General features: G+C 45.5%; 22 protein-coding genes. 7 read left to right on the top strand and 15 right to left on the bottom strand.

The genetic code is table 11. The annotated features are described in order from the left end of the window. Positions 1–512: 512 nt before the first annotated feature. From FN124_RS09630 to polA, 3 genes are all read right to left on the bottom strand, one after another. A complete protein-coding gene (locus FN124_RS09630; protein ID WP_142684517.1) occupies positions 513–1,658 on the bottom strand; it encodes a C1 family peptidase in 1,146 nt (381 codons plus the stop codon). Positions 1,659–1,786: 128 nt separating this feature from the next. Beyond that, on the bottom strand, positions 1,787–2,311 hold the full coding sequence (locus FN124_RS09625; protein ID WP_142684516.1) for a GNAT family N-acetyltransferase: 525 nt from the start codon (positions 2,309–2,311) through the stop codon (positions 1,787–1,789). Positions 2,312–2,455: 144 nt separating this feature from the next. Further along, complete coding sequence (polA, locus tag FN124_RS09620) at positions 2,456–5,275, bottom strand: DNA polymerase I (RefSeq protein ID WP_142684515.1); 2,820 nt, start codon at positions 5,273–5,275, stop codon at positions 2,456–2,458. A 98-nt stretch (positions 5,276–5,373) separates the two neighbouring features. Here polA and FN124_RS09615 point away from each other — a divergent pair, with 98 nt between their 5' ends. After that, positions 5,374–5,703 carry an arsenate reductase family protein gene (locus FN124_RS09615; protein WP_142684514.1) on the top strand — a complete coding sequence of 110 codons (330 nt, stop codon included), beginning with the start codon at positions 5,374–5,376 and terminating at the stop codon, positions 5,701–5,703. A gap of 72 nt (positions 5,704–5,775) precedes the next feature. Here FN124_RS09615 and FN124_RS09610 read toward each other — a convergent pair whose 3' ends face one another. After that, positions 5,776–6,723, bottom strand: coding sequence for a glycosyltransferase (locus FN124_RS09610; protein ID WP_221887750.1), 948 nt, complete (start codon positions 6,721–6,723; stop codon positions 5,776–5,778). A 513-nt stretch (positions 6,724–7,236) separates the two neighbouring features. On the opposite strand from FN124_RS09610, the gene FN124_RS09605 reads away from it, so the two are divergent. Further along, complete coding sequence (locus FN124_RS09605) at positions 7,237–7,485, top strand: hypothetical protein (RefSeq protein WP_142684512.1); 249 nt, start codon at positions 7,237–7,239, stop codon at positions 7,483–7,485. 118 nt (positions 7,486–7,603) lie between these two features. Beyond that, positions 7,604–8,743, top strand: a complete 1,140-nt coding sequence (locus FN124_RS09600; RefSeq protein ID WP_142684511.1) for a formimidoylglutamase — start codon at positions 7,604–7,606, stop codon at positions 8,741–8,743. A 49-nt stretch (positions 8,744–8,792) separates the two neighbouring features. On the opposite strand, the gene FN124_RS09595 is transcribed toward FN124_RS09600, so the two are convergent. The 7 genes from FN124_RS09595 to FN124_RS09565 all read right to left on the bottom strand — a co-directional run bounded on the left by FN124_RS09595 (position 8,793) and on the right by FN124_RS09565 (position 15,365). Further along, positions 8,793–9,197 carry a lysozyme inhibitor LprI family protein gene (locus FN124_RS09595; RefSeq protein WP_142684510.1) on the bottom strand — a complete coding sequence of 135 codons (405 nt, stop codon included), beginning with the start codon at positions 9,195–9,197 and terminating at the stop codon, positions 8,793–8,795. 65 nt (positions 9,198–9,262) lie between these two features. Further along, positions 9,263–9,667: a lysozyme inhibitor LprI family protein gene (locus FN124_RS09590; RefSeq protein WP_142684509.1), complete on the bottom strand. Its 405-nt coding sequence runs from the start codon at positions 9,665–9,667 to the stop codon at positions 9,263–9,265. Position 9,668: 1 nt separating this feature from the next. Beyond that, a complete protein-coding gene (locus FN124_RS09585) occupies positions 9,669–10,475 on the bottom strand; it encodes a class I SAM-dependent methyltransferase (protein WP_142684508.1) in 807 nt (268 codons plus the stop codon). Between the two features lie 98 nt (positions 10,476–10,573). Next, positions 10,574–11,854, bottom strand: coding sequence for a M16 family metallopeptidase (locus tag FN124_RS09580; protein WP_260607384.1), 1,281 nt, complete (start codon positions 11,852–11,854; stop codon positions 10,574–10,576). A 42-nt stretch (positions 11,855–11,896) separates the two neighbouring features. Continuing rightward, positions 11,897–13,135: a M16 family metallopeptidase gene (locus tag FN124_RS09575; RefSeq protein WP_142684506.1), complete on the bottom strand. Its 1,239-nt coding sequence runs from the start codon at positions 13,133–13,135 to the stop codon at positions 11,897–11,899. Positions 13,136–13,204: 69 nt separating this feature from the next. Next, on the bottom strand, positions 13,205–14,074 hold the full coding sequence (locus FN124_RS09570; RefSeq protein WP_185937144.1) for a retropepsin-like aspartic protease: 870 nt from the start codon (positions 14,072–14,074) through the stop codon (positions 13,205–13,207). A gap of 61 nt (positions 14,075–14,135) precedes the next feature. Then, positions 14,136–15,365, bottom strand: a complete 1,230-nt coding sequence (locus FN124_RS09565) for an aspartyl protease family protein (RefSeq protein WP_260607383.1) — start codon at positions 15,363–15,365, stop codon at positions 14,136–14,138. Positions 15,366–15,499: 134 nt separating this feature from the next. Here FN124_RS09565 and mqnC point away from each other — a divergent pair, with 134 nt between their 5' ends. From mqnC to FN124_RS09550, 3 genes are all read left to right on the top strand, one after another. Beyond that, complete coding sequence (mqnC, locus tag FN124_RS09560; RefSeq protein WP_142684504.1) at positions 15,500–16,624, top strand: cyclic dehypoxanthinyl futalosine synthase; 1,125 nt, start codon at positions 15,500–15,502, stop codon at positions 16,622–16,624. A gap of 181 nt (positions 16,625–16,805) precedes the next feature. Next, positions 16,806–17,429 carry a hypothetical protein gene (locus tag FN124_RS09555; RefSeq protein ID WP_142684503.1) on the top strand — a complete coding sequence of 208 codons (624 nt, stop codon included), beginning with the start codon at positions 16,806–16,808 and terminating at the stop codon, positions 17,427–17,429. Between the two features lie 137 nt (positions 17,430–17,566). After that, a complete protein-coding gene (locus FN124_RS09550; protein WP_142684502.1) occupies positions 17,567–18,109 on the top strand; it encodes a GNAT family N-acetyltransferase in 543 nt (180 codons plus the stop codon). Here the strand turns inward: FN124_RS09550 and FN124_RS09545 are convergent. Then, positions 18,106–19,560, bottom strand: a complete 1,455-nt coding sequence (locus tag FN124_RS09545) for an amino acid permease (RefSeq protein ID WP_142684501.1) — start codon at positions 19,558–19,560, stop codon at positions 18,106–18,108. The genes FN124_RS09550 and FN124_RS09545 overlap by 4 nt on opposite strands. Positions 19,561–19,618: 58 nt before the next feature. Beyond that, positions 19,619–20,464, bottom strand: coding sequence for a hydroxypyruvate isomerase family protein (locus FN124_RS09540; protein ID WP_260607382.1), 846 nt, complete (start codon positions 20,462–20,464; stop codon positions 19,619–19,621). Positions 20,465–20,726: 262 nt separating this feature from the next. On the opposite strand from FN124_RS09540, the gene FN124_RS09535 reads away from it, so the two are divergent. Further along, positions 20,727–21,008 (top strand): hypothetical protein, encoded by a 282-nt coding sequence (locus FN124_RS09535; protein WP_142684499.1) that lies wholly within the window; start codon positions 20,727–20,729, stop codon positions 21,006–21,008. A gap of 72 nt (positions 21,009–21,080) precedes the next feature. Here FN124_RS09535 and FN124_RS09530 read toward each other — a convergent pair whose 3' ends face one another. Together FN124_RS09530 and FN124_RS09525 are read right to left on the bottom strand one after the other, a co-directional pair. Then, a complete protein-coding gene (locus FN124_RS09530; protein ID WP_142684498.1) occupies positions 21,081–23,945 on the bottom strand; it encodes a TonB-dependent receptor domain-containing protein in 2,865 nt (954 codons plus the stop codon). Positions 23,946–23,987: 42 nt separating this feature from the next. Further along, positions 23,988–24,776: a GLPGLI family protein gene (locus tag FN124_RS09525; RefSeq protein ID WP_142684497.1), complete on the bottom strand. Its 789-nt coding sequence runs from the start codon at positions 24,774–24,776 to the stop codon at positions 23,988–23,990. Positions 24,777–24,854 lie beyond the last annotated feature (78 nt).

The raw sequence follows: 24,854 nt of genomic DNA, 5'->3' as shown, positions 1-24,854 counted from the left end.
TTAATACCGGGGGGTTGGATGCACAGAACACGATGATCTCCTTTGTATAGCTGTTAAAATCACCTGCTCTGTAAAACGGTTATGATAACAGCGTGTGTTTTATACCAGGAATAACGCCTGCATCTTCTGATTCTAAAAAAAGGGTTAATGATCTAAGATAATAAGCCGGTTCATTTCTGGAATCTCATGACCTCCAACTCCAACAATGATGGGATCCATGACGCTGAACGTTTATTTTAAACCGGAACAGATTCGGTCTGGCGGCTTTGAACCTTTTTTATTATCACATCCAAGGGGGAATAGGCGGGCACTTGTTCCGTGCGCTAAGCAGGTATGAGGCATTTTCCATGCACTAGCTTAGGTAAAAGTAAAAGAGAAGGAGGTACAGCGGTTTTGAAAGCAGATCCGGTAAAAAAAGAGCCGGTCTAAAACAAGACCGGCTCCTGAAGTATTTTTTCCGGGGAACAGTTTTAACACATAGTCCCCCTTCTTTTTCTATCTCTCTAAAAAAATTATTTAATACCCAGTTTCTTCGCGATATCTGCCGGTAGCGCTTTTTTGTTTACCATATAGCAGGTGGTTTTATACGCGAAGTATGGCTCAGAAGCATAGAAATATCCCTGGCCGGGGTTATCGGTGCCCCAGGAGTTCTTCACCCGGAAATATTTATTGCCATTCTGATCTTTCACCAGGCCTACGATGTGCATACCATGATCATCCTGTGTTTCGAAGTTATCGAAAGCTTTCTGGCGAACTTCAGGCGTAATGGCTTTTTCTTTACCTGGCTCCAGGAAAACATTTTTTCTTTCTTCGGCAGACATATCAGTCCAGTCTTTTTCAGGAACAATGGCCAGTCCGTCTTTGAAGTTGAATCCTTTTTCACTTACATCGGCAGCCCATGCAATGGTGTAACCATTCATGATGGCATTTTCAGCGATGTTGGTAAAGTCATTCAGGTTTACGTTATATACTTTTTCCCAGTTCCAGTTATCCGGCACTTCCAGTACAAACTGTGAATTGTATGGGTGATGGGTAAAGGAAGAAATCAGTACATAGTCATCCGCATTCAGGCCCAGTTCTTTTGCAAATGACTGCGGCGTATAGGATTTACCGTTATATTGGAATTTTTCTGGGGCATCGCCCATATAGGCATTGAGCACGCCGTCAAAAGCTTTTGACCAGTCGGGGTTGATAGTACCCTGTGCGTTACCGATTTTATTCACCATGCCTTCCAGGAGACTTTCCATTTCGGCGTGGTTATATATTTTATCCTTGTTGCCATCGTATACACTTTGCGGAACCAGGCCGTATTCGCGGAGGCAAAGCAGATCGTCGGGGAAGCCACCGCCTTCACCGAAGTTGGCTTTTCCGTGCATACGTACATAGTTGGCAGCCTTTAAAGGATACATTTTGCGTACAACAAACATTTCACTGAGGTTCAGTCCTTTGTTTTTACCGGTACGCAGTATTTCTGATTCAAAGAAAGAGAGGCCGGAAAAAGACCAGCAGGTGCCGGTACGGCCCTGGTTCTGCACATCTCCCGCATCCAGGTTTTTTAAAACGGTAAACTGGTAGCGACTTCCCTCCACGTTGGTACTGTTTTGTGCATAGGCTCCAACGCTGCAAAGCATGGCAGCGCACATTATCCATTTCTTCATGAGTATATCAATGATTGGTTTAAAAACAAGGACCAAAAATAAGGGAAAGTGCGTATTAGACAGACGAAAAGATGGATGAACGGGGCTTGCTACAGCTACTTTTTAATGATTGTTCACTTGAATTACAGTTATTTTTCCTGGTAGTGATTCCGGGTAATCTCCCATTCCCAGAGATCTTCTCCTTCTTTATTTTTAAATGTACCTACAAATCGCATCCCCGCTTTTTGTAATATTTTAACGGAGGCATTATACTCTTCTTCGGTGTGGGCAATTACCCGGTGAACGTATGAGTGTCCGAATGCAAAACGGATAAGCCCTTCCGCCATTTCGGTTCCCAGTCCTCTTTCCCGGTAATCGGCGGCTATTTCATAGCCCATTTCCACCAGGCCGTCTTCATTGGGTTTGCCTTTAAAACCGCCGGCGCCAATTAAACGCTTATCCGCGCGGTGAATCACGAGGTAAAAGAACCAGCCCAGCATGGCAGGGTCGTTGCGCAACTTATCATATGCTACCAGTACCATTTCAGGATACTCTGTCCAACCTTCCGGAATAGAAATACCAAGCAGGTCGGCCAGGTGATCGTTGCCCTGTAATAGCAATTCGAAATACTCCAGTGAGCACGGCAACAATTGTAGTCGAGGTGTTTGGATCATGTTTGAAAACTAGTAAACTGTTTTGGGAAATACAATAGTGGCTTTTTGCATTTAATTCATTAGCTTTTAGCATTTAACAACCCACCGGAAGAAAATTTCCCGGGTCAGTTATTACCTGCTAAAAGCTATTGCTACAGCCAGATTTTAATGCGCTTCCAGCCAGTTGTTACCGGTGCCCATTTCCGCTTCAACCGGAACGGCCAGGGGCAAGGCGTTGCGCATGAGATCTAATATAAGGGGTTTAATAATATCCAGTTCAGAGCGATGCGCATCAAAAACCAATTCGTCATGTACCTGCAGGAGCATGCGGGACTTGAGATTTCGTTCCTTGAATGCTTTGTGTATGGCGATCATTGCCAGTTTTATCATGTCTGCCGCCGTGCCCTGGATGGGCATATTAATAGCATTCCTTTCCGCAAAGCCACGTACCACAGCATTGGAAGAGTTAATGTCCTTTAGCCAGCGTTTGCGTCCCAGCAGGGTTTGAACATATCCTTTTTCGGAAGCAAATTTTATCTGGTCGTCCATATATTTTTTAATAGACGGATACTGTGCGAAATAGTTATCGATCAGCATTTTGGCCTCGCTGCGGGGGATGCCGAGGTTTTCAGACAATCCAAAAGCGCTTACGCCATAAATGATTCCGAAGTTGACACTCTTTGAATTACGCCTCATATCCGGGGTAACGTCTTCCAGCGCTACGTTATACACTTTGGCGGCGGTAGCAGCGTGAATATCTATTCCCTGCTGAAAGGCAGCCATCATTTCTTTGTCTTCACTGATAGCGGCAATAATACGTAATTCAATCTGCGAGTAATCAGCAGAGAGCAACACGTATTCTTCGTTGCGGGGAATAAATGCTTTCCTGATTTCACGTCCCCGGTCTGTGCGGATCGGGATGTTCTGGAGATTAGGGTTATTGGAGCTTAAACGGCCGGTTACTGCTACTGCCTGGTTATAGGAAGTATGTATCCGGTTGGTACGTTTATTCAGCAATAACGGTAACGAATCTACGTAGGTGGATTTCAGTTTGCTCAGTTCCCTGAAAATAAGAATATCCTCTACTATTTTATGTTTGTTGGAAAGCTTCTGCAGTACGTCTTCGCCAGTGGCGTACTGGCCGGTGCGTGTTTTCTTTGCTTTGGGATCCAGTTGTAATTTTTCAAACAGTACTTCACCCAGTTGTTTGGGGGATGCCAGTTTGAAACGTACGCCAGCCTGCTCGTATACACTTTCTTCCGCCCGTTTGATCTCTTTTTCCAGTTCCCTGGAGTAATCTGCCAGTGCCTGGGTATCGAGGGCAATACCTTCATACTCCATATCGGCGAGCACTTTCACGAGTGGATTTTCAATATCGTAGAAAACGTTGTCCACCGCCTTTTCAGGCAGCATCGGCGCAAATTTTTCTTTCAGCTGCAATGTGATGTCGGCATCTTCAGCAGCATATTCTTTAATTTTTTCTATCTCCACATCCCGCATGTTGCCCTGGCCTTTCCCTTTTTTGCCGATGAGCGATTCTATGGAAACCGGCTCATACTGGAGGTATTGGGCGCTGAGCGCATCCATGCTCCTGCGGCCTTCCGGTTCAATCAGGTAGTGAGCGAGCATGGTATCGAACAGGGAAGTGGTAATTTCCATGCCATACCATTTCAGGATCAGCATATCATACTTGATATTCTGCCCGATGAGCACAATACTGGGATGCTGGAAGAGAGGGGTAAATTCATGAATGATGGCGCGTGCTGCTGTGTTATCTGCCGGCATGGGAATGTAGTAGGCAGATCCTCTTTTGAAGGAAAAGCTCATGCCTACAATTTCTGCTTCATTGGCATCCGTGCCGGTTGTTTCCGTATCAAAAGAAATTTCGGATTGCTGCAGTAATTGCTGTAGCAGGGCAGTCCTTTTTTCCGGGGTATCAATAACCTCGTATTCGTGAGGTGTATTATGAATATTTTTATCCGCCTGCAGGATATTGCCGGTTTCCACTGTTTCTTCCGTGGTCACGGTAACTTCTTCTGTAACTACGGTGGTGCCGAAAAGATCTGTTTGAACTACCCGTGCTTTGGCTTCCACACTGGCGCTGCCGGCAAATCCTTCTCCCAGTATCCTTTTGCCAAGTGTTTTAAATTCCAGCTCCATAAAAATGTCGGTGAGCTTTCCTTTATCACAATCTTTGATACAAAAATCCTCTTCGTGGAAGGTAACCGGTACATTGGTAATGATAGTGGCCAGTTCCTTGGAGAGCAGGGCATTTTCACGGCCCGCTTTAATCTTCTCTCCCATTTTACCGCCTATGGTATCGGCGTTATCCAGCACATTTTCGAGGGTGTGATATTGTGCCAGCAGTTTCATTGCTGTTTTCTCGCCAATGCCGGCAATACCGGGAATATTGTCTACGGCATCGCCCATCAGGCCGAGGATATCAATTACCTGGTGCACGTCCTGGATCTGCCATTTTTCGCATACTTCCTTCGGCCCCATGATTTCTTCCTTGTTGCCCATGTATGGCGGTTTGTAGATAAACACATTATCACGAACCAGTTGCCCATAGTCTTTGTCCGGGGTTACCATATACACGGTATAGCCTGCATCTGCAGCCTGCCATGCCAGTGTGCCTATTACGTCGTCTGCTTCATAGCCATCCAGTTCTACTACAGGAATATTGAATCCTTCAATGATCCGTTTTATATCCGGCAATGCATCCAGGAGGTCTTCCGGGGCATCTTCGCGATTGGCTTTATAATCAGTATAAGTTGTATGACGTTCGGTAGGCGCATGCGTGTCAAACGCAACGGCTATATGGGTAGGCTTTTCTTTGTTGATGAGGTCCAGTAAAGTAGTGGTAAAACCAAACTGCGCATTGGTGTTTCTTCCCGCGCTGGTAATGCGGGGATTCCTGATCAGGGCGTAATAAGCCCTGTAAATCAGCGCCATGGCGTCCAGTAAAAATAATTTCTTTTCCATTGCTAAACCTACATGATTTAATTTGAATCTGCAAAATTAAGATAGTACTACCATATAAGGTGAGGATGTAACTTTACAAATAAAAAAAATAAAAAAGAATGAATAAAATTTATCATTTGTCGACCTGCAGTACCTGTAAAAAGATACTGGAAGAAACGAAGGCAAAGGAGCGGGGATTTATATTACAGGATATTAAGAAAGAGAAGATCACCCCTGCCCAGCTGGATGAAATGAAAGCGCTTTCCGGCAGTTATGAATCCTTGTTCAGTCGCAGGTCGCAGCAGTACCGGCCAATGGGGTTGCATGAAAAAAAATTAACGGAAGATGATTATCGCAGCCTGATATTACAGGAGTATTCTTTTCTGAAACGCCCGGTAGCGATTACAAACGGAAAGATTTACACCGGCGCGGATGTAAAAAATATTTAAGGGAGATGTGACAGATACCATCTTGAGGAAGGCCGTCCGATGATCCGGACGGCCTCTTTTGTTGAAATAATATCAGAGGGATTGTACGAACTGCTGTACTACCTGTTTGTACTGGTTCATATCCTGTTCATGGTGAAAAGACCGGAAGGGGAAACGGGCCGCTTCGTCCAGTGCAGTTTTCAAATGAAAACGTTCCTGCGGAAGGGAATAGAAATACCCTTTCTCCATCAGGTATTCGCCCAGGTAAACCTGCTCTGACTGACCAGGTGTAGGGATAAGGATTGCTTTTTTATTCAGTTTGGCCAGATCCATCAGGGTAGTGTACCCGGAACGGCTTAATACCATATCAGAAGCCAGCATGGCCTCGTTCAGTTCACTGGCATTGAGGTGGTTAACCTGCGTAACCCCCGGGGCTACCTGTACATGCTGCGGGGTGCCTGGTTTACCGCTTACGATAAGTGCGGTGACAGATAGCTGTTTGATCTGGTCCAGTACCAGCTTTTCCAGGTTGGAGCGCTGTGGCTCGGGGCCGGAGATCAGTACCAGCAGGTCGTACTTTTTGGCAACGCCAGGTTGGGGCTCGAACCGGCTCAGGCAGCCGATATAAGTTACATGCCCTGGCAGTTGGCCGGGATGTGCCAGCTCGCCGGAGAGGTTATTGTTGCCGGCAAAATCGGGGATCCAGCAGGCGCTGTATTTGTTAATGAAACGATAATTTATTTTCTGCAGGGTTCGCTCTATCCAACCACCAAATGGCGTTTTAATGAGAAGCTGGTGCGTAATGAAAACAGTAGGTATATTTTTATGATATAAACCAAAACGGTTGTCTGAAATCACTGCATTTATTTGATACTCAGCTACTATCTTCTTCAGCCACCGCTGTTCATAGTTCACCGAGCGGAAAATCTTGGGTATTTGCTGGATGATTTTCAGCCCGAAAAACTGCCCTTTTTGTGCATACTGAATGCGGTACCCAGGTAACGGAAGTATGGTCAGTTGTGGAAATTCCTGCTGTAACAAGGCAGCATGTTTGCCTTCGGCTGCAATAAAAACCTGACAACCTGCGTTTAGCATTTCACGAATGAGCGGAATATCCCGGGTGGCGTGTCCAAGGCCCCAATCCAGGGGAACGATTAAAATTTTTCGGGACGGAATAATTGTGGACAAATATTTTAATATTTTTTACGAATTTAGCTTAAATTACAAAAGGGCATTGTTAAGAAAAGGTAAACACTTTAAAGAAGGGATTTAAAAATAGCCAAGTATATAACTGCAGTATGAAAAGTATAAAATGGATCGTAGTTTTTTTTCTTTGCGGATGTTTAGTGATGGAAGGATGTAAAGTTTTTAAGAAAAACGATTGCGGCTGTCCTACCATGAATAAAAAAAGAATGCACTGATAAGAAGATCTGTTTGATAGCAACGACGACTTTGACAACGACTGACAACTAACAATTTTTGCCTTATCTTTTTGAACTATCCTTTGATACCTTGGCCAAACATTATTTCGGGGAACAGTCAAATTTTTTATTCATGAAACCTGTAGATAGAGATTTATTAATCCTGCTACATGAAGATAGGTACACGGAACAGCAGATACAATCTGCGGTGAGACAAATCAGCGAAATGCTTTCGTTGATTGAGACGATGGATTATCTCTGTGCAGTTATGGAAGTTATGGATTGTAACAAGAGTCGGATTACCAACAAACGAACAGTGCTGGAAAAAGCAATTTCACGTAAGTCGCATAAGCCATTCGAATTTATTATTCACAAGAACTAGTAGCCTTACCTCTACAAAATTCCCGTTATAGTAGCTTTGACCGCTGCCCTTATCTGCCTGGTTTGCTTTTTTTTAAATTCTTGTTGTACGTTTGCCATCAAATAAACGCAAATTACTGATGGCAGATTTTTCGCATCTGCAGGATTTTTTACATCCTGTTTCAAAAGCATTTTTAAACGACGACCAGGAATACGACCCGTTCCAGGTAGGAGGCGTGGTGGATGCATACGAAGATGATCACCATCCGGATATAGATGCAGCTGATATTATTCTGCTGGGAGTTGGAGAGGAAAGAGGGGATGTATCTGGTAAAACAAACACCTACGGTCCTGATGCCATACGCAGAGAGTTCTTCAGACTTTATAACTGGCACCGCGATATTAAACTGGCGGATGTAGGTAACCTGCTGCCGGGCGCTTTCCTGGCAGATGCATATGCAGCCATGAAAACAGTAGTAGCGGAGCTATTAGCCGCCAATAAAACCGTAATTATCCTCGGCGGTTCCCATGATCTTACTTACCCGCAGTATAAGGCCTATGCGTCGCAGCAACTAATTATTGAAGCTACTGTAGCAGATGCGCTGATAGACCTGAAAGAAGACTCCAGTATACGCAGCGAGCGCTTTCTGATGGATATACTCACTGAACAACCTAATTACCTGCGGCATTATAATCATATCGGGTTCCAGAGTTATTTCGTACATCCGAGAATGTTAGAAACGCTGGATAAGCTCCGGTTCGACTGCTACCGCCTTGGCCGTATCCGGGAGAATATGGAGGAGGCTGAACCGGTACTGCGCCATTCAGATCTGTTCAGTCTTGATATCAACATTATCAGGCATACAGACGCCCCTGCCAACCAGCTTTCACCCAACGGCTTCAGTGGCGAAGAAGCCTGCTCCCTGGCCAGGTATGCCGGTATGAGCAGCCGTCTCTCCTCTTTTGGCATTTATGGCTATCGCCCTGAGAAAGATAAGGAACACTTAACTGCCCGGCAGATCTCGCAGATGATGTGGTATTTTATGGATGGTCGTGCAGTGAAAAATAAAGAAGCCCTGCTGGATGACCGCGACGCTTTCTGGGAATTTCATATAGCCTTCTCCGATATAGAAACCGTTTTTCTGAAGAGCAAAAAAACCGGGCGCTGGTGGATGCAGCTACCCGACAGCGAATTTGTGCCTTGTGCATATAACGATTACCTGATGGCCAGCAACAATGAAATGCCGGAGCGCTGGCTGAGGCACCAGGAGCGGCTTTGAATATATTTTTCACTCCGTACAGTGGCATTCATTGTACGGAGTGAAAATATTAAATACTGAGCAGGGTGGTTAGTCTTTCCCTGATAAAAGCAGCTTTATTATCCGTAGAGATCATCTCATCATCCAGTCCCTCCATGGTGCGTTTGTGCATCTTTTCCACCCGCTCATCTATCTTCTTAAAATACTCTTCTTTTTTTGTTTCCCATGCCTGTTGCTCTTCCTGCAGCAGCTGTTGTTTCCCGCTGTCAAGGCTCGAGTAGAGATGTTGAAGAGTGGTATTCAGTAAACTGTCCAGTTGCTTATAGTAGGTAACTGCACAGCTATACATGTCGCGGCTACTGCCAAGGCATTGCTGGTAGCGGTTTTCAAGTGTGTCCAGCGCTGTTTGTTGCGGTGATTGTGAATACGCTTTCGAACACAGAAATACCGTAAGAAAAATTATCAGGTTTCGCATAGGTACTGTGTGATCGTCAAATATACAAATTATATTTAATAAAATATTAATATTAACAATAGTGATTATTGGTTCCCCTGCTTATCCCCGATGGAACCGGTGCATACATCTCCCTGTGGGAGCCCATTTAGCCATACCCGCAGCGCTTCGGTACGCTGATTGGTAAGTTCGGTCATGTAATTGGCCCGGCACATTGGAAACACACTGCCATAGCTTTTAGCGGCAGCCGGGTACATGGCCTGAACCTGTGCATCACGGAATTGTATCCAGATCCGCTGCGCATCTTTCAGATTTTTGATGAACGCTTTGTTGGCCGCATAGTCTTTCAGTATCAGCTGGTAAATATCATTCAGCTTTTTATCGGCGTTTTTATATTCCTGGCCGGCCTGCTTATTCAGTTCGGACTGCGATTGTGAGAAGGCCGCCATGGCGCCTGAAATCAATAAAAGAAAGATAAAAAAAGATTTCATGTTATAACGGTTTGAAGAATTTAAATGCATATACCATTGGCAGCTTTCCTTCCATTCCCCGGATATAAAAGCGCCCGTTTTTTTCAATAGTGTTACTAAAACAATTATAAGGAGAAAAATCGACCTCCCGGAATATCTGCAGCTGCAGGCCCTGAGTAATTAAAGAGGAAACGATTTCACTCAATGGATGATTCCATGAATAGGACGCATGCCGGATGTTGCTTCCACCATCTGTATACGTGCCTTCTGTTTCCTCCACTATGGTTTGAGTGTTGAAATAGCTATAGATGATTTCTTTAAAATTATTATCAAACATCCAGATGGCAGGATGAAAATCTGCCATTACAAACGAGCCGCCGGGTTTCAGAAAATGATTCACTACAGCCGCCCACTTGTCGAGGTCCGGTAGCCAGCCAATGGTGCCATAAGAAGTAAATACCGTATCAAAAGCACCATCCACATGATCCGGTGTGCTGTAAAGATCGCAGCAAACAAAGCTGGCTTTTCCTTCAAGCCCCGACTGTTTGGTGAGTTCATTTGCAAGTGTAATAGCGGCATCTGAAAAGTCCACGCCTGTTACGACGGCTCCCATCCTGGCCAGTGATAAGGAGTCTTGCCCGAAATGACATTGCAGGTGAAGCACCCTTTTATCCTGCAGTGTTCCAAGTAAAGGTAACTCTATCTCTTTGAGCGAGTTTTTCCCGGCAAGAAATCCGGGGATATCGTAAAACTCAGAACCTGCATGAACGCCAGTACGCTGATTCCACAGTTCCTTATTGATAGTAATATAATCCGGTAAGGAATCCATTATAGTTGCGTTTAAATGTCGGGGATAATATAGGTTCTCCAAAAATAAAAGGTTCCCATTAATGGAAACCTTTTATTTTTTGTTAAAAATGTATTTTTTTAAATCACTACAAGCTCGTAAAAATCACCTGGTGTAAAATATTGCTGGGCCAGTTGCTGTAATTCTTCGGCTGTAATGGTTTTAATTGTTTTGATATTGTTATAGAAATAGCTTTCATCAAGATCGTTGAGAATAAGGTTTTTCCAGCGCTGGATCAGTTGGAATGCACCATCCAGGTCGCCAAGGATAGAGCCGATCATATAATTGCGCACAAGATCCAGTTCTTCTTTTGGAACAGGTTCCTGCTGGAGACGCTGCAGTTCTTTATAAATTTCATCGATCGTTGCTTCGCAAACATCACGGCCTGCCTCTGTTTGAATGTTCAGTGCGCTGGTTTGCCGGAAGTTATATAACTGGGAATAGATACCATATGTGTAACCTTTCTCCTCCCGGATGTTGCTCATCAGGCGGGAACCGAAGTAGCCGCCAAAAATAGTGTTCAACACCAGCATCTTGGGAAAATCGGGATGGTAGCGGTTAGGGAAATGACGTGCAACGCGCACGGCGCCCTGCACACCGTTTTCATCATTAAAGATCCGGAATTTTTTTTCCTCAGCCGGTTGTATAGGCAGGTCAAGTTTTACCAGGTGCGTTTCCCCATTCCATTTGGTGGTGCCAAAGTATTGGTTCAGCAGTTGGATCATGTTGGCTGGAAGGTTACCCGCTACAAAGATCTTACAGTTGTTGTAAGTATAGTGTTTTTTATAAAAGGCCTGCAGACCTTCGGATTGTAAGGCATCATACGCCATCATAGAGCTTACCCGGCCGTAAGGATGGAACTCGCCGAACAGGTATTTATCAATAAAGCGGTTGCCTACAAAGTCGCATTTGAGCAGGTTGACGGCCAGTTTTTGTTTCTGGTTCTGTTTATACAGGTTCAGTTCTTCTTCCGGAAATACGGGGTCGAGGATCACTTCCTGCAGCACCGGCAGCAGTACTTCCGTGTGTTTGGTAAGACAATGAAGTGTATAGGTGGCATTTTCATGGTATGCATTACGGTTAAGGTAAGCGCCATGATAATCTATGTTTTCGTTGATTTGCTGGGATGTGTGTTTACTGGTGCCATTTTTCATAAGAAAGTTGGTAGCAGTGGCTTCCAGGCTTTCGCTTTCATACCAGGTACCAGCGGGAAACACCAGTTCCAGCTGTAATGTTTCCTGTTCATCAGATTTCATTACATATACCGGAATGCCGTTGTCCAGTGTGTACTGTTCATACGGTTTCAGTTTTATATCGAAATCCACCGCATCTTTGATGGGAGGGGCAATCGTTCTGTTCATAATGTGTTATTTAAAGGGTGAGGGCTGGATGAAGCCACTGTGCTAGCTGGCAGCGTAATAGTAAATCGTATTTGAATTTTTTTCATCAAAAAGAAGTGCCGCTTCTTCATGGATGGCGGCAGCAGTTACTACCTCATAATTTTCAAATTCGCGGTTCATTAGTGCGGCATCGCCAAGCAGTTCATAAAAGGCCAGGTTGTTGGCGCGGTTCAGTAAGCTCATGTCTTCGAAGGCCAGTAAACTTTCCACACGGTTTTTTACTTTTTGCAATTCCCGTTCTGAGATAACTTCCTGTTGCAGTTTTTCGAGTTCCAGCTGGATCCCTTTTTCTGCATCTTTCATTTTAACGCCTTTTACCAGCTTTCCTTCTATGGTTAGTAAGCCGGCGTCGAGGCTGCCAAAATGATAACACTCAATATTACTGAATAGTTTTTTTTCTTTTACCAGTACCTGGTGCAAACGAGAGGAACTGCCGCCGCCCAGGATGTCGGAGATCAGGTCGGCTGCATAGTAGCGTTTATCCGTACGGGCGTACATGTGATAGCATTTGTACAGCGCATCCAGCGGAACATTGGCTTTTACCTCCAGTTTGTGCGCTGCGGTCTGTGGCGGTTCCACCGGCAGGTTGCGCTGATATTTTTCCCCTGAGGGGATATCGCCAAACCATTTTTCCGCGAGGGCTTTTACCTGGTCTACCGTAACGTTGCCGCCTACCGCAAGTATGGCGTTTACCGGGCGGTAATATTTAAAGAAAAATGCTTTTACATCTTCCAGCTTCGCATTCTCTATATGGGATAGTTCCTTCCCGATGGTCATCCAGCGGTAGGGATGCGTAGTGTACGACAGCTCCCGCATTTTATGCCATACATCTCCATAAGGTTTATTGATATAATGTTCCTTAAATTCTTCCGACACCACCTTACGTTGTACATCCAGGCTTTTTTCATCGAAGGCCAGGGAAAGCATACGGTCGCTTTCCAGCCAGAAGGCTGTTTCGATATTTTCTGCAGGCAGCTGGATGTAGTAATTGGTCAGGTCGCTGGTAGTGTAGGCATTATTTTCACCGCCGGCCATCTGTAAAGGTTCATCGTAAGAGGGTATATTGATGGATCCTCCAAACATGAGGTGTTCAAACAGGTGGGCAAAGCCCGTTTGTGCCGGATTTTCATCTCTCGCTCCTACATCATAAAGTACATTTAATACCGCCATTGGCGTAGTATGGTCTTCGTGCACAATCACCCTCAGTCCGTTTGCCAGCGTAAACTTATTATAATGGATCATATCTTTTTATTGGTCAATACGGTAAAAATAGGGAATTACCGTAAGCTTTTAGCCCAATCCAGCAAAAAGCTACTCCAGGTACAGCTCCTTTTTGTCGTAATTAATGATAAGGGTATAGTCTTTCCAGATATCATAGCCAATGGAGCCGGCTACTTCAGTAAATACCCCCAGGTCGTCGATGTCCTTACTGTAGCTTACCGGTACATTGGGAATGCTGCGGCCTCCCATTTCGAGTGAAGGCACGGAACTATTGATATAGTACAATACCTTCAGCATATCCTGTACGCGGTCTGTATTGATAGTGGGAAGCAGGGTATTGAGTTTGTATTTATCTACATAGGGCCAGTTAAAAAGGATACCATAGTCGCCACCGGTGGTAATATGATAATGACCGGGTAACCGGCGCCCATCCGGCAGCTGGATAGATGCATCAATCACAGGAGTGCTGAAGTTAAGTTGAAAATGCAGTAACCGGCCGGTATTTCCAACGGGTGTTTTCCCTGATTTATAAAGTACCAGTTGTTTGGAGCGGTAGTCTATTTTTACAATATACAGTTTCAGCAAGGCGATGCCTATGATCCCGTCCACAGGGCCAAGGGTGCTGAGGTTTTCCAGGTATACTTTCAGATACGGAATGCGGAGCTCTTTCAGGTAAATGGCATTGATGGTGGCCAGTTCTGTTTTGGCCATTGCGTTGTTGGTGCCGGTTAGAAAGGCATTGCCGGCATTTTTCAGCTGTAGTTTGGCGGCCGTATTGGTGTGCAATACAGTAACTTCCGCCCCGCTGTCAAAAATAAAATGAAGGGTATCTGCGCTACCGGAAACAACTACCGGAATAACCACCTGCCGGTTGATAAGCTCAAAGGGAATAACGGCTACCGGCTTTGAATTATCTGTTGCTGGTGCTGACGAGCCTCTGCGCTGGGCATGGGCAGGCATTAGGGCAAAGCTGTATAAGATGGTTACTGTCAATAAAAAGCGCCACATGACACAAATAACGTCAAAGAATACTTTTTATTGGCAATTTTTTAATGAGAAGTTCTTTATCACGGCTTATCAGGCAGGTAGCCCGGGTGCCTATATTTTTGAGCAGTTCGCGGAACAGCTGGAGGTTGGGGCCCAGGTTGTTGTTGATGCCCATGATAATATCGCCCGTGCGGAAGCCGGCCTTTTCAGCAGGCGATCCTTTGATGATATCGGTTACTTCTACCCTTCCGTCGATCAGGTAAATGATCAGGCCTGTGTAGGAATAGTCGAACATATCACGGAAATGTGTATTGGGCAGCATGTATATTTCCTTCTTGCTGTAATTGAGCGTTATGTTAAAACGGCGTAGCAAATCGTTCCCTATCATTCCGCCAAGAAAAGGATATGCGGTAACGTTGCTTTTATCGTCAAACACGTAAGTCGGCACATTCCGGAAGCTGTAATTGCCGATCCGGAATTCATTTACGGTGGTGAGCGACATGGTCATTTTGCCACCAAGGCCCTGGGCTTCCGTTTGTATGATCTTTTTGGCGCGGCGCCTTTTGCCCTGTAATACACTGCTATCGTTCACAAACTGGGAGGACAGTAACAGGCACATACCTGCGCCGGTATCGAAATAGTAGCGGTTGGTGATGGTGCGCACGGCGTTTTTCAACGGGGCGGATATTAACGGGATCTGTGTGAGAGATGGCCGTAATAGCTGGCCTCCTTTGGGATAAGTATATTTTCCTTTAGAGTAAATGATAATTTCTTCTGTATCATAGTCGATCGTAACAATATACCGGCTCAGCAAACTGTATCCGATGATGCCATCTACCTGTATGCCGTACACCTGGCTGATCAGTTCATAGTCGTTGATATGAAAATCAAGACTATCAACCTTCAGGCCGGGGAGCTTCAGAGAATGGTGCCGTGCAAAGGAAACGGGTTTAGAGCTGCCGAGCCCTTTGATGATCCGGTCGGAAGGTTCCATGGCTATGCCCAGCCTGAGACAGGTGGTTGTATCCAGTGAAATGCCTGCACTGCCGGTATCGAGGATAAACTGAAGGGTATCGGGGTAGTTGCTTACCAGTGCCTGCACAACTACTACTCCCCCATAGTATTGCTTGAAGTGGAAGCGGGTGATCAGCATAGCTTCGCGAGTACTATCGTTATCGAACGTGGCATTTCCGGCTTTAGTGCTCATTGATGTACCGGCGGCTGCCAGAAGCAGCATGAAGCGTAACAGAATTGGTTTAAGCATACGTGGTTGATGCAGGGAATGTGTATTGCTATAAATTTAACATTAAATAGTGTTCGTATAAAATATTTTTATTACAGGCGGTAATTGCCTAAATACTACCTTTGTTAAAGTTATTCAGGGTTAGAAAAATGCATATGGAACTTCAGGATTTATACAAAAAGGCGCAGAACTTTGAGTTTCTGACAGCAGCAGAGGGCGTTTACCTGTTTGAAAATGCTCCGCTGGCCGAATTAATGGAAATAGCCAATGAGTTACGCAAGCAGCAGGTTCCGCACGGAAAGGTAACCTGGCAGATAGACAGGAACGTTAATACCACCAATGTATGTACGGCAAACTGTAAGTTTTGTAATTTTTACCGTATTCCCGGCCACAAGGAGGCCTATATTACACCCATCGAAGAGTACAAAAGGAAGATCGATGAAACCCTTAAGTATGGCGGTGATCAGCTGCTGTTACAGGGCGGGCATCACCCGGAACTGGGCCTCAGCTTTTATGTAGATCTCTTCAAACAGCTGAAGCAGCTATATCCCGAGTTAAGATTACACACACTCGGCCCCCCCGAAGTGGCACATATTACCAAGCTGGAAAAAAGTACGCATATAGAAGTGCTTCGCGCGCTGCAGGAAGCGGGAATGGACAGTCTTCCCGGCGCCGGTGCAGAGATACTGAACGACCGTGTACGCCGTCTTATCTCTAAAGGTAAATGCGGCGCCCAGGAATGGCTGGATGTAATGCGCGCAGCACATAAGCTGAACATTGCTTCTTCCGCCACCATGATGTTCGGCCACGTGGAAACAGTGCTGGAGCGATTTGAGCACCTGGTAGACATCAGGCAGGTACAAAGCGAAAAACCGGAAGGGCATTACGGGTTCACCGCTTTCATTCCCTGGACCTTCCAGGATGTAGATACCCTGCTGGCAAGGATCCGTGGCGTACATAACATGACCACGGCTGAAGAATATATCCGCATGATTGCCATGAGCCGCATCATGTTGCCGAACATTAAAAATATCCAGGCGTCCTGGTTAACCGTGGGTAAGCAGGTGGCGCAGCTTTGCCTGCATGCCGGCGCTAACGATTTTGGTTCTATCATGATCGAAGAAAACGTGGTAAGTGCCGCCGGAGCCCCTCACCGATTTACCTACCTGTCTATACAGGAGGCTATCCGTGAAGCTGGTTTTGAACCACAATTGCGTACACAACTGTACAAATTCAGGGAACTGCCTGCAGCTATAGAAGAGCAGGTAATCAATTACTGATAAGAAGCATTTATACTTAAAAGGCATGCCCACAACGGCATGCCTTTTTTATTGTGTGTAAGCCATTCATTAGCAAATTATTAACAAGTCTCAAAGAATTGTTAAAACTATCATGTGCATGTTACAAATTGCCCGGTTCTACGTCTAATAGATATAAACTAATAAAACTAAAGGAGGGAATATGAAAAAGCTGGGTCTTATCATGGCAGGATTTGCAATCATGGCCATGGCAGCCTGTTCAAGCACCAAAGTAACGTCTTCCTGGCGTTCAAATGATGCACAGCAACTGCAAAAGGATAACAAAATAATGGTAATGGCGCTGGTACCTCAGAAAGACCGTACGCTGCGCAGTCAGATGGAAAATTATACTGTAACGGAACTGAGGAAAAAAGGGTATAATGCTGTATCCGCACTGCAAACCTATGGTCCCAACGACATGGCTAAAATGACAGAAAAGCAGGTGTTGAAGCAGTTACAGGGCAGTGATGTAAACCAGATCATGACTATTGTAATGCTGGATAAAGGCAGGGAAAGAAACTTTGTTCCCAATTATTCGCCCTACGGTTATTATGGCTTCTGGCCTTATTACTCAATGTGGTCATCCAGGATGTATGCTCCCGGATACTATACCTATAACACCAAATATCAATGGGAAGCCAACCTGTATGATATGAAGAGCGGACAAATGCTGTACTCTGTACAGTCGCAGTCTTTCGATCCGCCAACAACAGAAAGAATGGCCGTATTATATGCTCAGCAGGTAGTAAGAGATATGGCAAAGCAACAGTTGTTAGCGAAACAGTAAATGGTAATAAGTAGAGAATAAACAGCCGCTGGCTCTTAGTTCCATATAACAGGACTAAAGGTCAGCGGCTATTTACTGCGTGCTAATTGGATTTTACAGGAAATCGGTGTAAGTTTAGCACCCTTTTAAATCCAGTTATGTTCGAAATAACCGTTAATGAAGATATATACCTACGGCAATTACAGGCCCCGGATGCCCCATTGGTATATAAACAGCTGGATGTATCACGCAAAAGTCTGCGCAGGTTTTTACCCTGGGTAGATTACAATACCAATGAAGAGCACTCTCTTCGTTTTATAGAACTGATGTTACGCAAAGCCGAAGAACAGGAAGCTATTGCATTAGGCGTATGGTATAAAAACCAGTTTTGCGGAGTGATTGACCTGCATGGGTGGGACCACCAGCTGCAGAAAGCAGAAATAGGCTATTGGATAGGAGAAGAATTCCAGCGGAAAGGCATCGCTACCGCCGCATGCAAAGGACTTATTTCCTTTGCCTTTAAAAAGCTGTACCTGAATAAAATAGAGATCCGCTTTGTGCTGCAGAACGAGCGTAGCGGGCAAATCCCGATCAAGCTGGGATTTGCCAGGGAAGGTACTTTACGCCATAGTGCCAAACTGCACGGGCAGTATGTGGATATGGTGGTGATGGGGGTATTGCGGCAAGACTGGAAATATTAATTTTTCAGCTGGTTGCGCACTTTACTGTGTTGCTTACCATAAAATTCATAGATCGCCATACCTATTGCCATCCATACAATGAGACGTAGCCAGGTGTCCCAGGGCAGGAAGGCCATCATAACAGCACAGGTTAAAATACCCATGATGGGTACAAATGGTACCCATGGCGTTTTAAATGCCCGCGGAGCATCCGGCATAGCATACCGCATGATCCAAACCCCAGCGCATACAATCACAAACGCCAGCAGTGTACCAATGCTGGTCATCTCCCCCACTACTCTTATAGGCACCAATGCAGCAAATAAACTTACAAACACGCAAAAAAGGATATTCGATTTCCAGGGAGTACGGTAACGGGGATGAACATCAGAAAATATCTTTGGCAGTAATCCATCTTTAGACATACTGTAAAACACCCTCGATTGTCCCCACAGATCTACCAGGATCACGGAAGTATATCCTACTATGATAGCCAGTATAATCATTTGTCCGAGCCATTTGTAGGGCGTATGTGCGATGGCGATGGCTACAGGAGCTGCACTGTTTTTGAATTCTTTATAAGGCGCCAGGCCTGTGAGCACATGTGAAAACAGGATGAAAAGGACCGTGCAAACAGCCAGCGATCCAAGTATGCCTATGGGCATATTACGCCGTGGGTTTTTGGTTTCCTGGGCGGCGGTGCTCACAATATCAAAACCCAGGTACACAAAGAAGATAACCCCGGCTCCGCGCAGAATACCTGATATGCCATATTCGCCGAAATTGCCCGTGTTTTTAGGGATGTAAGGGGTAAGATTGGCCGGCTGTATATACTTCCAGCCAAGGGCAATAAAAACGAGCACTACGCCTACTTTGAGCGACACTACCACTGCATTCCATATGGCAGAACCTTTGGTGCCCCGCATCAGGACGGCCGACATCAGTATGATTATCAGTGCGGCGGGAAGATTGAAATAGCCGTGCGTTGTTACGCCATTGGCCAGGGTGATGGTTTCAAAGGGAGAATGTGAAAACTGTGCGGGGATGTATATTTTGTAACCTGCAAGGAACGCCACCAGGTAGTTGGACCAGCTAATGGCCACTGTGGCGGCGCCTACAGAGAACTCAAGTACCAGGTCCCACCCTATGATCCAGGCCAGCCGCTCGCCCATAGTCGTATAGGCGTAAGTGTATGCACTCCCCGCTACCGGAATCATAGATGCAAATTCAGCATAGCAAAGGCCGGCAAAGGCGCAGCCAACACCAGCCACCACGAAAGAAAGGGTAACTGCCGGTCCGGCGTTATTACCGGCTGCGGGCCCTGTAAGGGAAAACAGCCCCGCACCGATAATAACACCCAGGCCCAGCATCAGCAGCTGAAAGCCATTCAGCGTACGTTTGAGGGTATCTTTGTTTTCACTGGCCGACTCGCTGAGCAGCCATGATAAAGGCTTTTTATAATATTGATTCATATTGTATACCCTACTGCTTTGGTAGACTGGTCCGCGAAAGTAGGATATATTTATGAATTTAAGCGAGATCGCAGATGCTTATGGCCTGGCGAAGAGATGCGATCTGGTCTTTATGAGCCGGAATAAACTCCTGTGCCACATGTCCTTTAAAGCCGGTTTCATAGATCGCTTTCATTATAGCCGGGTAGTACAGCTCCTGGGTTTCGTCAATTTCATGACGACCTGGTACGCCGCCGGTATGGTAATGCGCAATATATTCGTGGTATTCGCGGATGTTGCTGATTACATCTCCTTCCATGATCTGCATATGGTAAATATCATATAGCAGCTTAAAATTTGGAGAACCAACTGATTTACAGAGCTCTACGCCCCAGGCAGTATGATCGCACTGGTAGTCGTGGTGGTTTACTTTACTGTTCAGCAGCTCCATTACCAGGGTCACTTTTTTCTTCTCTGCATAGCCAACCACCCTTTGCAGGCCTTTGGTACAGTTTTCAATACCTTCCTGGTCGCTCATGCCTTCACGGTTACCTGAAAAACAGATCAGGTTAGTGAAACCGGCTTTCGCAGTTTCATCTATATAATGTTTAAAATACTCTTCCAGTTTATCGTGGTGGGCTACTTTGTTAAACCCTTTGGTGATACCCCAATCCGGCCCATTACTGGCCACCATGGCGGTGATCATGTCATTCTTCTTCAGGATGTCGAAGTCCTTCGGATCAACAAGGTCTATGGAGTTAATGCCTATCTTTTTGGCGGCCTTGCACAATTCATCCAGTGGTATATTGTAACACCAGGCGCATACCGAGTGGTTGATTTTTCCTTTCAGTTTTTCGTCTACTGCCTGGTCGTGGGCAGACACCCTGTTGGAAAGGGATGATAACGCAGTGGATGCTAATGCCATAGTGGCCACTTTTTTAATCATATCGCGACGTGAATTTTCCTGATGCATAAAAAGGTTTGCTTTAAAACTGCCATCAATGTAGTCGAAATTATGCGTACTTACAAGCGTGGTACTCCTTTTAGGAGCAAAAATAACGTGGAAATACGCATTTTATTTTTCCAGTAAAACCAACCGCACTCATCCCGCGTTAATATTGTAGATTGCAGGTAGTTTCGAAATTTGGTAAGTAATTTGTTTATGTATTGAAAAGCGGAGGTTGAAAATGGAAAAAAAATATACTCCCAGTTTGTGGATCTGCATCCTGATGGATGTTTTGGGCTGCGCCAGTTATGCGGTGCCGGTATTAGGAGATGTAAGCGATTTTATCTGGGCCCCCATTTCTGCTATTATTTTCTATCGCATGTTTGGCGGCACCATTGGTACTTTCGGCAGTGTTTTTAACTTCATGGAAGAACTGTTCCCGGGAACCGACTTTATCCCCACTTTTACCCTCTCCTGGATCCTGAAGCGGGTAAGGGCTCCCAGAAGATCAATGTCTATTTAAATAATTCACCGATAAAAAAAGGGGTTACTAATCTGTGATGATTAATAACCCCTTTTTATTATAAATGGTTAACTAGAATCCTCTTGGTCTCATTCCTCCACGACCGCCTCCGGGTGGGAATCCCATGCGGTTGCCTCTTTCGCCCCTGCCTGTATTGCCACCAAACTTGTTCAGGAAATAAGTGAAGCTTACCATGAAGTATTGTTGCAATACATTGCTCTGAACATCCTGGATGTAGTTGTCTGCTACGGTGCGGGATACACTGATATATTGTCTCAGCAGATCAAAACCCTGCACCTTGATCATCCCCTGCTTTTTAGGAAATACATACTTTGAAATGTTGGCGTTCCACATGGTGGAGGTAAGATTATACCCTGCCTGCCTGCCCCGGCTCATGGTACAGGTGATATCGCTGCCTATCATGAAACCCAGTGGCAGATTGATGTTGAAGTCTGTATTGATGTTATAATCCAGGTAACGGGTATCGCTTGCACCGGCGCTAGCCTGTGAATAATTGGTGGCGTTGTAGTTGATGCTGCCACCCAGTGAAATATCAAAAAGCTCTTTGTACATATAGCTCACATTGGCCGATTGCGACAGCTGAAATGTATTGGTGCTGCTGTTTCTGCCATTGCTTACAATCACATCTTTACTGTAACCCACAGAAGTTCCGGTGTTCAGGTTTTGTCCTGGTGTTTTAGACAAAGGGATGGAGTTATGCACCATGCCAGATACATTGAAATTGCCGTTCACGTTTACCGGTTTTACGGTTTGTTTACCGGTTTCAGGATCCAGTGTGGTGGCATTGATAATTTTATTTACTGTGTACCCACCGTTCAAGCGGGCAAACAGTCCCCTGAAAGTGATATTGTTAAACGAGTTGTAATTAACGCTCAGGTTGTTGTTGAACGACGGCTTCAGGTCGGGATTACCTAATTGAATATACAGCGGGTTACTGTTGTCGGGAACCGGCGCCAGTTGCTGTACAGAGGGCTGCTGGGTGCTTCCGTTATAGTTTACCCGTAACCGTTTGTTCTTTGAAAATGTGTAATTGAAAGATGCCTGCGGAGAGAAGTTAACCGTGTGTTGTGTGATCAGACTGTCTTTCCCCGTGAGGAAGGAATGGGTGTTGTTGTCCAGGTTATTGAACAATACATTCAACCCGATGGAGTAATCGTACTTCAGTTTATTGGTACGTATGGCAAAGCCGGCCTGCTGGTTCAATGTGCTGTTGGTAAAAGCATTACTCAGCGAGTCGTTCATGATATTATACTCTCCTTTCCCATCATCGTAATCGTAGGTGTATTTAGTGCTGTTGCTGTTGTATTTGGTGATGCCATAATTGGCTTCCAGGAAACGATCCCTGCCCAGCGGTTCTGTATAAGTAAGGTTCACACCTTCGTTGCGGCTGTTGGTGTTTATCTGGTTACGCTGATTAAAGTTAACGAGGCTATCAACAGAAACGTAGTTAATGCTGGACTTTACATAATTCTCCTGGTCGTTATCACTGTTGTTGTAATTGAAATTAACGCTGAGTGTGCGGCCTGGTTTTCTGAACCGTTTGCGGAACAACAGGGAGCCGCCATAGTTTTCATTATGGCCCTGACCATCGTTATAGGTAAGTCCCCTGTTCAGTGTATCCTTATTGGTATTCAGCGACAGGTTATCTGTAACGCTATAGCTGTTGCCGTTTGTAAGGGAATATGTCGGGGAAAATATCAATGAATGAAGGGAGTCGATTGTATATTCCACCCTGGCAGAAAAGCGGTTGTTGCTGTTGTCTGTTTGCGAAGTGGAACTGGTGTTATCGTAATTGGTAGTGGCGTTATCTTGTTTATCGGTACTGAATGTTTGCTTCGCTGTTTTTTGTTCTACGTTGTTTTTGGTATCATTGAAGAAGTAGCTGCCATTAACGATCAGGTTTTTGCTGAAGTCCTGGTTGAAATTGAGACCGGTGTTCCAGTTACGGGTGATACCGCTGTTGTTGCCTGCGCCAAGGGCCATTTGCATACCACGTCCGCCCCCGCCACGTCCTCCGCCTCTTCCGCCGCCGGCAGAGCTGAAGCTCATGGCATCCTGTTGGGTATAGCCCATATTGTTAACATTATTACCTCCGCCGAGCAACGACATTTGCTGGTTTTCCCGGAAGCGGTTTAAACTGAGGGACACGCCATAGCGATCGTCTGTACCATAGCCGGCAGTGGCGCGGCCAAACAATCCTTTCTTCTTATCTTTTTTAATAGTGATGTTGATCGTTTTTTCTGTTTGTCCGTCGTCGATCTGCGTAAACTGTGCCTGGTCTGATTTGCGATCTATCAGCTGTACTTTGTCAATAATATTTGCAGGAAGATTTTTGGTAGCCAGTTTGGGATCGTTGCCAAAAAAGGGCTTGCCATCTACCAACACCCGGGTGACAGTTTCTCCCTGCGCAGTAATAGCGCCGTCCTTATCTACCGTAACACCGGGAAGTTTCTTCAAAAGGTCTTCCACTACTGCATTTTCACGGGTTTTAAAAGCATCGGCATTAAATTCAAGGGTATCTTTTTTTACTACAATAGGGGGCTTTTCATCCAGTATCTCCACGGCATTGAGGTTTACTCCTTTGAGCACCATCGGGATGTTGCCGAGGGATAATTCCTTATGATCCTGGTTGATCTGTAATGATCTGTTGATGGGTTTATAGCCCAGGAAACTTACATACAGCCGGTATGCGCCGTCCGCTACATTGGCGAGTTCAAAGTTGCCTTTATTGTCTGTCATGGTGGTAGTGGCAACGCTGGAATCCTTTGCATTCAACAGCACTACCGTGGCAGCGGGCATGGGGTCCCTGGAGGTTGAGTCAGTCAGTTGGCCTTTAATCTTTCCTTGTTGGGCCTGGGCCTGCACATGTACAATGCCCAAACCCAGTACCAGCAAGAGTTGTATAAGTATCTTCATAATAGAAATTAACAGGAAGGGGAAAGTTAGGATGAAATTTATTTATTGTTGTTGCCGCTTACGTAATTTCTCCATTTCCTGTTTCCTGATTTCCCTCATTTGTTCCTGGCTTACTTTTTCTGCACCGGCAGGTAAGGCAAGATCCGTATCTGTTATAGCTTTCAGGCTAACGCTTTTAGCGGTGAAAGCGCGTCTGCTGCCTTCGGCGGAAAGCACTACGGCGTTACTGTCGGGTAATAATCCGTTCACCGGGGAGAAACTGAACGGCAGTTCGGTGGTATACCAAACGGTGTAGGTATCGTCTTTCAGCTGTATGGTGGCCTTTTTGCAGGTATACCCGGCTATCTTTTTGGTTTTGTCAGACGATTTGTTATTAGCGGAAAAGATATAGTCTTCTTCTGTGTAATAAGTTTTCTTATCATCGCCGAAGGTGCTGAACACCTGCTCATACTTTTTATTGGCGAGGTCTACATACTGTGCGTTGAAGCCTCCGCCGCGTCCCATTCCCATTCCCATGCCTCCTGGCCGTGGTCCGCGCCGGGCCGAGGTATCTCCTTCGGGGCGTTGTCTTCTGCCGCCGAAACCGCCGCCTTCCGGTCGTTCCGTGGTGAGCTTGCCGATGTTGTTGTTAAAAGTAAATACCTGCTTAAAGGTGATAACATCCGGGATTCCGGGTGCATCATCACCGCCCCGCTGGAAACCGCGCATCCGCTCCGGGTCTGTTTTAGCAGTTACTTCATATTCTATAATACCTGATTGTTGTGCAAATACCGGGGTGGTGGCAGCCAGCAGCGTAGCAGCTGCAATGAATAAACGGATAGTTCGATGCATACCTGATTGATTTTATTAGCACAAAAGTGGACCTTCGTTTTCATTTTTTCGGTTAAAAACCTTTATTTACTGTTATTT

This window comes from Chitinophaga polysaccharea, assembly GCF_902150045.1.
Lineage (GTDB): Bacteria > Bacteroidota > Bacteroidia > Chitinophagales > Chitinophagaceae > Chitinophaga > Chitinophaga polysaccharea_A.
Note: the sequence above shows the minus strand (reverse complement) of the source record. Positions and strands in the feature narration are given on the sequence as shown.

Coding starts and splice junctions, on each gene's coding strand:
- FN124_RS09630 (WP_142684517.1), bottom strand. CDS start 1,658: ATGAAGAAATGGATAATGTGCGCTGCCATGCTTTGCAGCGTTGGAGCC.
- FN124_RS09625 (WP_142684516.1), bottom strand. CDS start 2,311: ATGATCCAAACACCTCGACTACAATTGTTGCCGTGCTCACTGGAGTAT.
- polA (WP_142684515.1), bottom strand. CDS start 5,275: ATGGAAAAGAAATTATTTTTACTGGACGCCATGGCGCTGATTTACAGG.
- FN124_RS09615 (WP_142684514.1), top strand. CDS start 5,374: ATGAATAAAATTTATCATTTGTCGACCTGCAGTACCTGTAAAAAGATA.
- FN124_RS09605 (WP_142684512.1), top strand. CDS start 7,237: ATGAAACCTGTAGATAGAGATTTATTAATCCTGCTACATGAAGATAGG.
- FN124_RS09600 (WP_142684511.1), top strand. CDS start 7,604: ATGGCAGATTTTTCGCATCTGCAGGATTTTTTACATCCTGTTTCAAAA.
- FN124_RS09595 (WP_142684510.1), bottom strand. CDS start 9,197: ATGCGAAACCTGATAATTTTTCTTACGGTATTTCTGTGTTCGAAAGCG.
- FN124_RS09590 (WP_142684509.1), bottom strand. CDS start 9,667: ATGAAATCTTTTTTTATCTTTCTTTTATTGATTTCAGGCGCCATGGCG.
- FN124_RS09585 (WP_142684508.1), bottom strand. CDS start 10,475: ATGGATTCCTTACCGGATTATATTACTATCAATAAGGAACTGTGGAAT.
- FN124_RS09580 (WP_260607384.1), bottom strand. CDS start 11,854: ATGAACAGAACGATTGCCCCTCCCATCAAAGATGCGGTGGATTTCGAT.
- FN124_RS09575 (WP_142684506.1), bottom strand. CDS start 13,135: ATGATCCATTATAATAAGTTTACGCTGGCAAACGGACTGAGGGTGATT.
- FN124_RS09570 (WP_185937144.1), bottom strand. CDS start 14,074: ATGCCTGCCCATGCCCAGCGCAGAGGCTCGTCAGCACCAGCAACAGAT.
- FN124_RS09565 (WP_260607383.1), bottom strand. CDS start 15,365: ATGCTTAAACCAATTCTGTTACGCTTCATGCTGCTTCTGGCAGCCGCC.
- mqnC (WP_142684504.1), top strand. CDS start 15,500: ATGGAACTTCAGGATTTATACAAAAAGGCGCAGAACTTTGAGTTTCTG.
- FN124_RS09555 (WP_142684503.1), top strand. CDS start 16,806: ATGAAAAAGCTGGGTCTTATCATGGCAGGATTTGCAATCATGGCCATG.
- FN124_RS09550 (WP_142684502.1), top strand. CDS start 17,567: ATGTTCGAAATAACCGTTAATGAAGATATATACCTACGGCAATTACAG.
- FN124_RS09545 (WP_142684501.1), bottom strand. CDS start 19,560: ATGAATCAATATTATAAAAAGCCTTTATCATGGCTGCTCAGCGAGTCG.
- FN124_RS09540 (WP_260607382.1), bottom strand. CDS start 20,464: ATGGCATTAGCATCCACTGCGTTATCATCCCTTTCCAACAGGGTGTCT.
- FN124_RS09535 (WP_142684499.1), top strand. CDS start 20,727: ATGGAAAAAAAATATACTCCCAGTTTGTGGATCTGCATCCTGATGGAT.
- FN124_RS09530 (WP_142684498.1), bottom strand. CDS start 23,945: ATGAAGATACTTATACAACTCTTGCTGGTACTGGGTTTGGGCATTGTA.
- FN124_RS09525 (WP_142684497.1), bottom strand. CDS start 24,776: ATGCATCGAACTATCCGTTTATTCATTGCAGCTGCTACGCTGCTGGCT.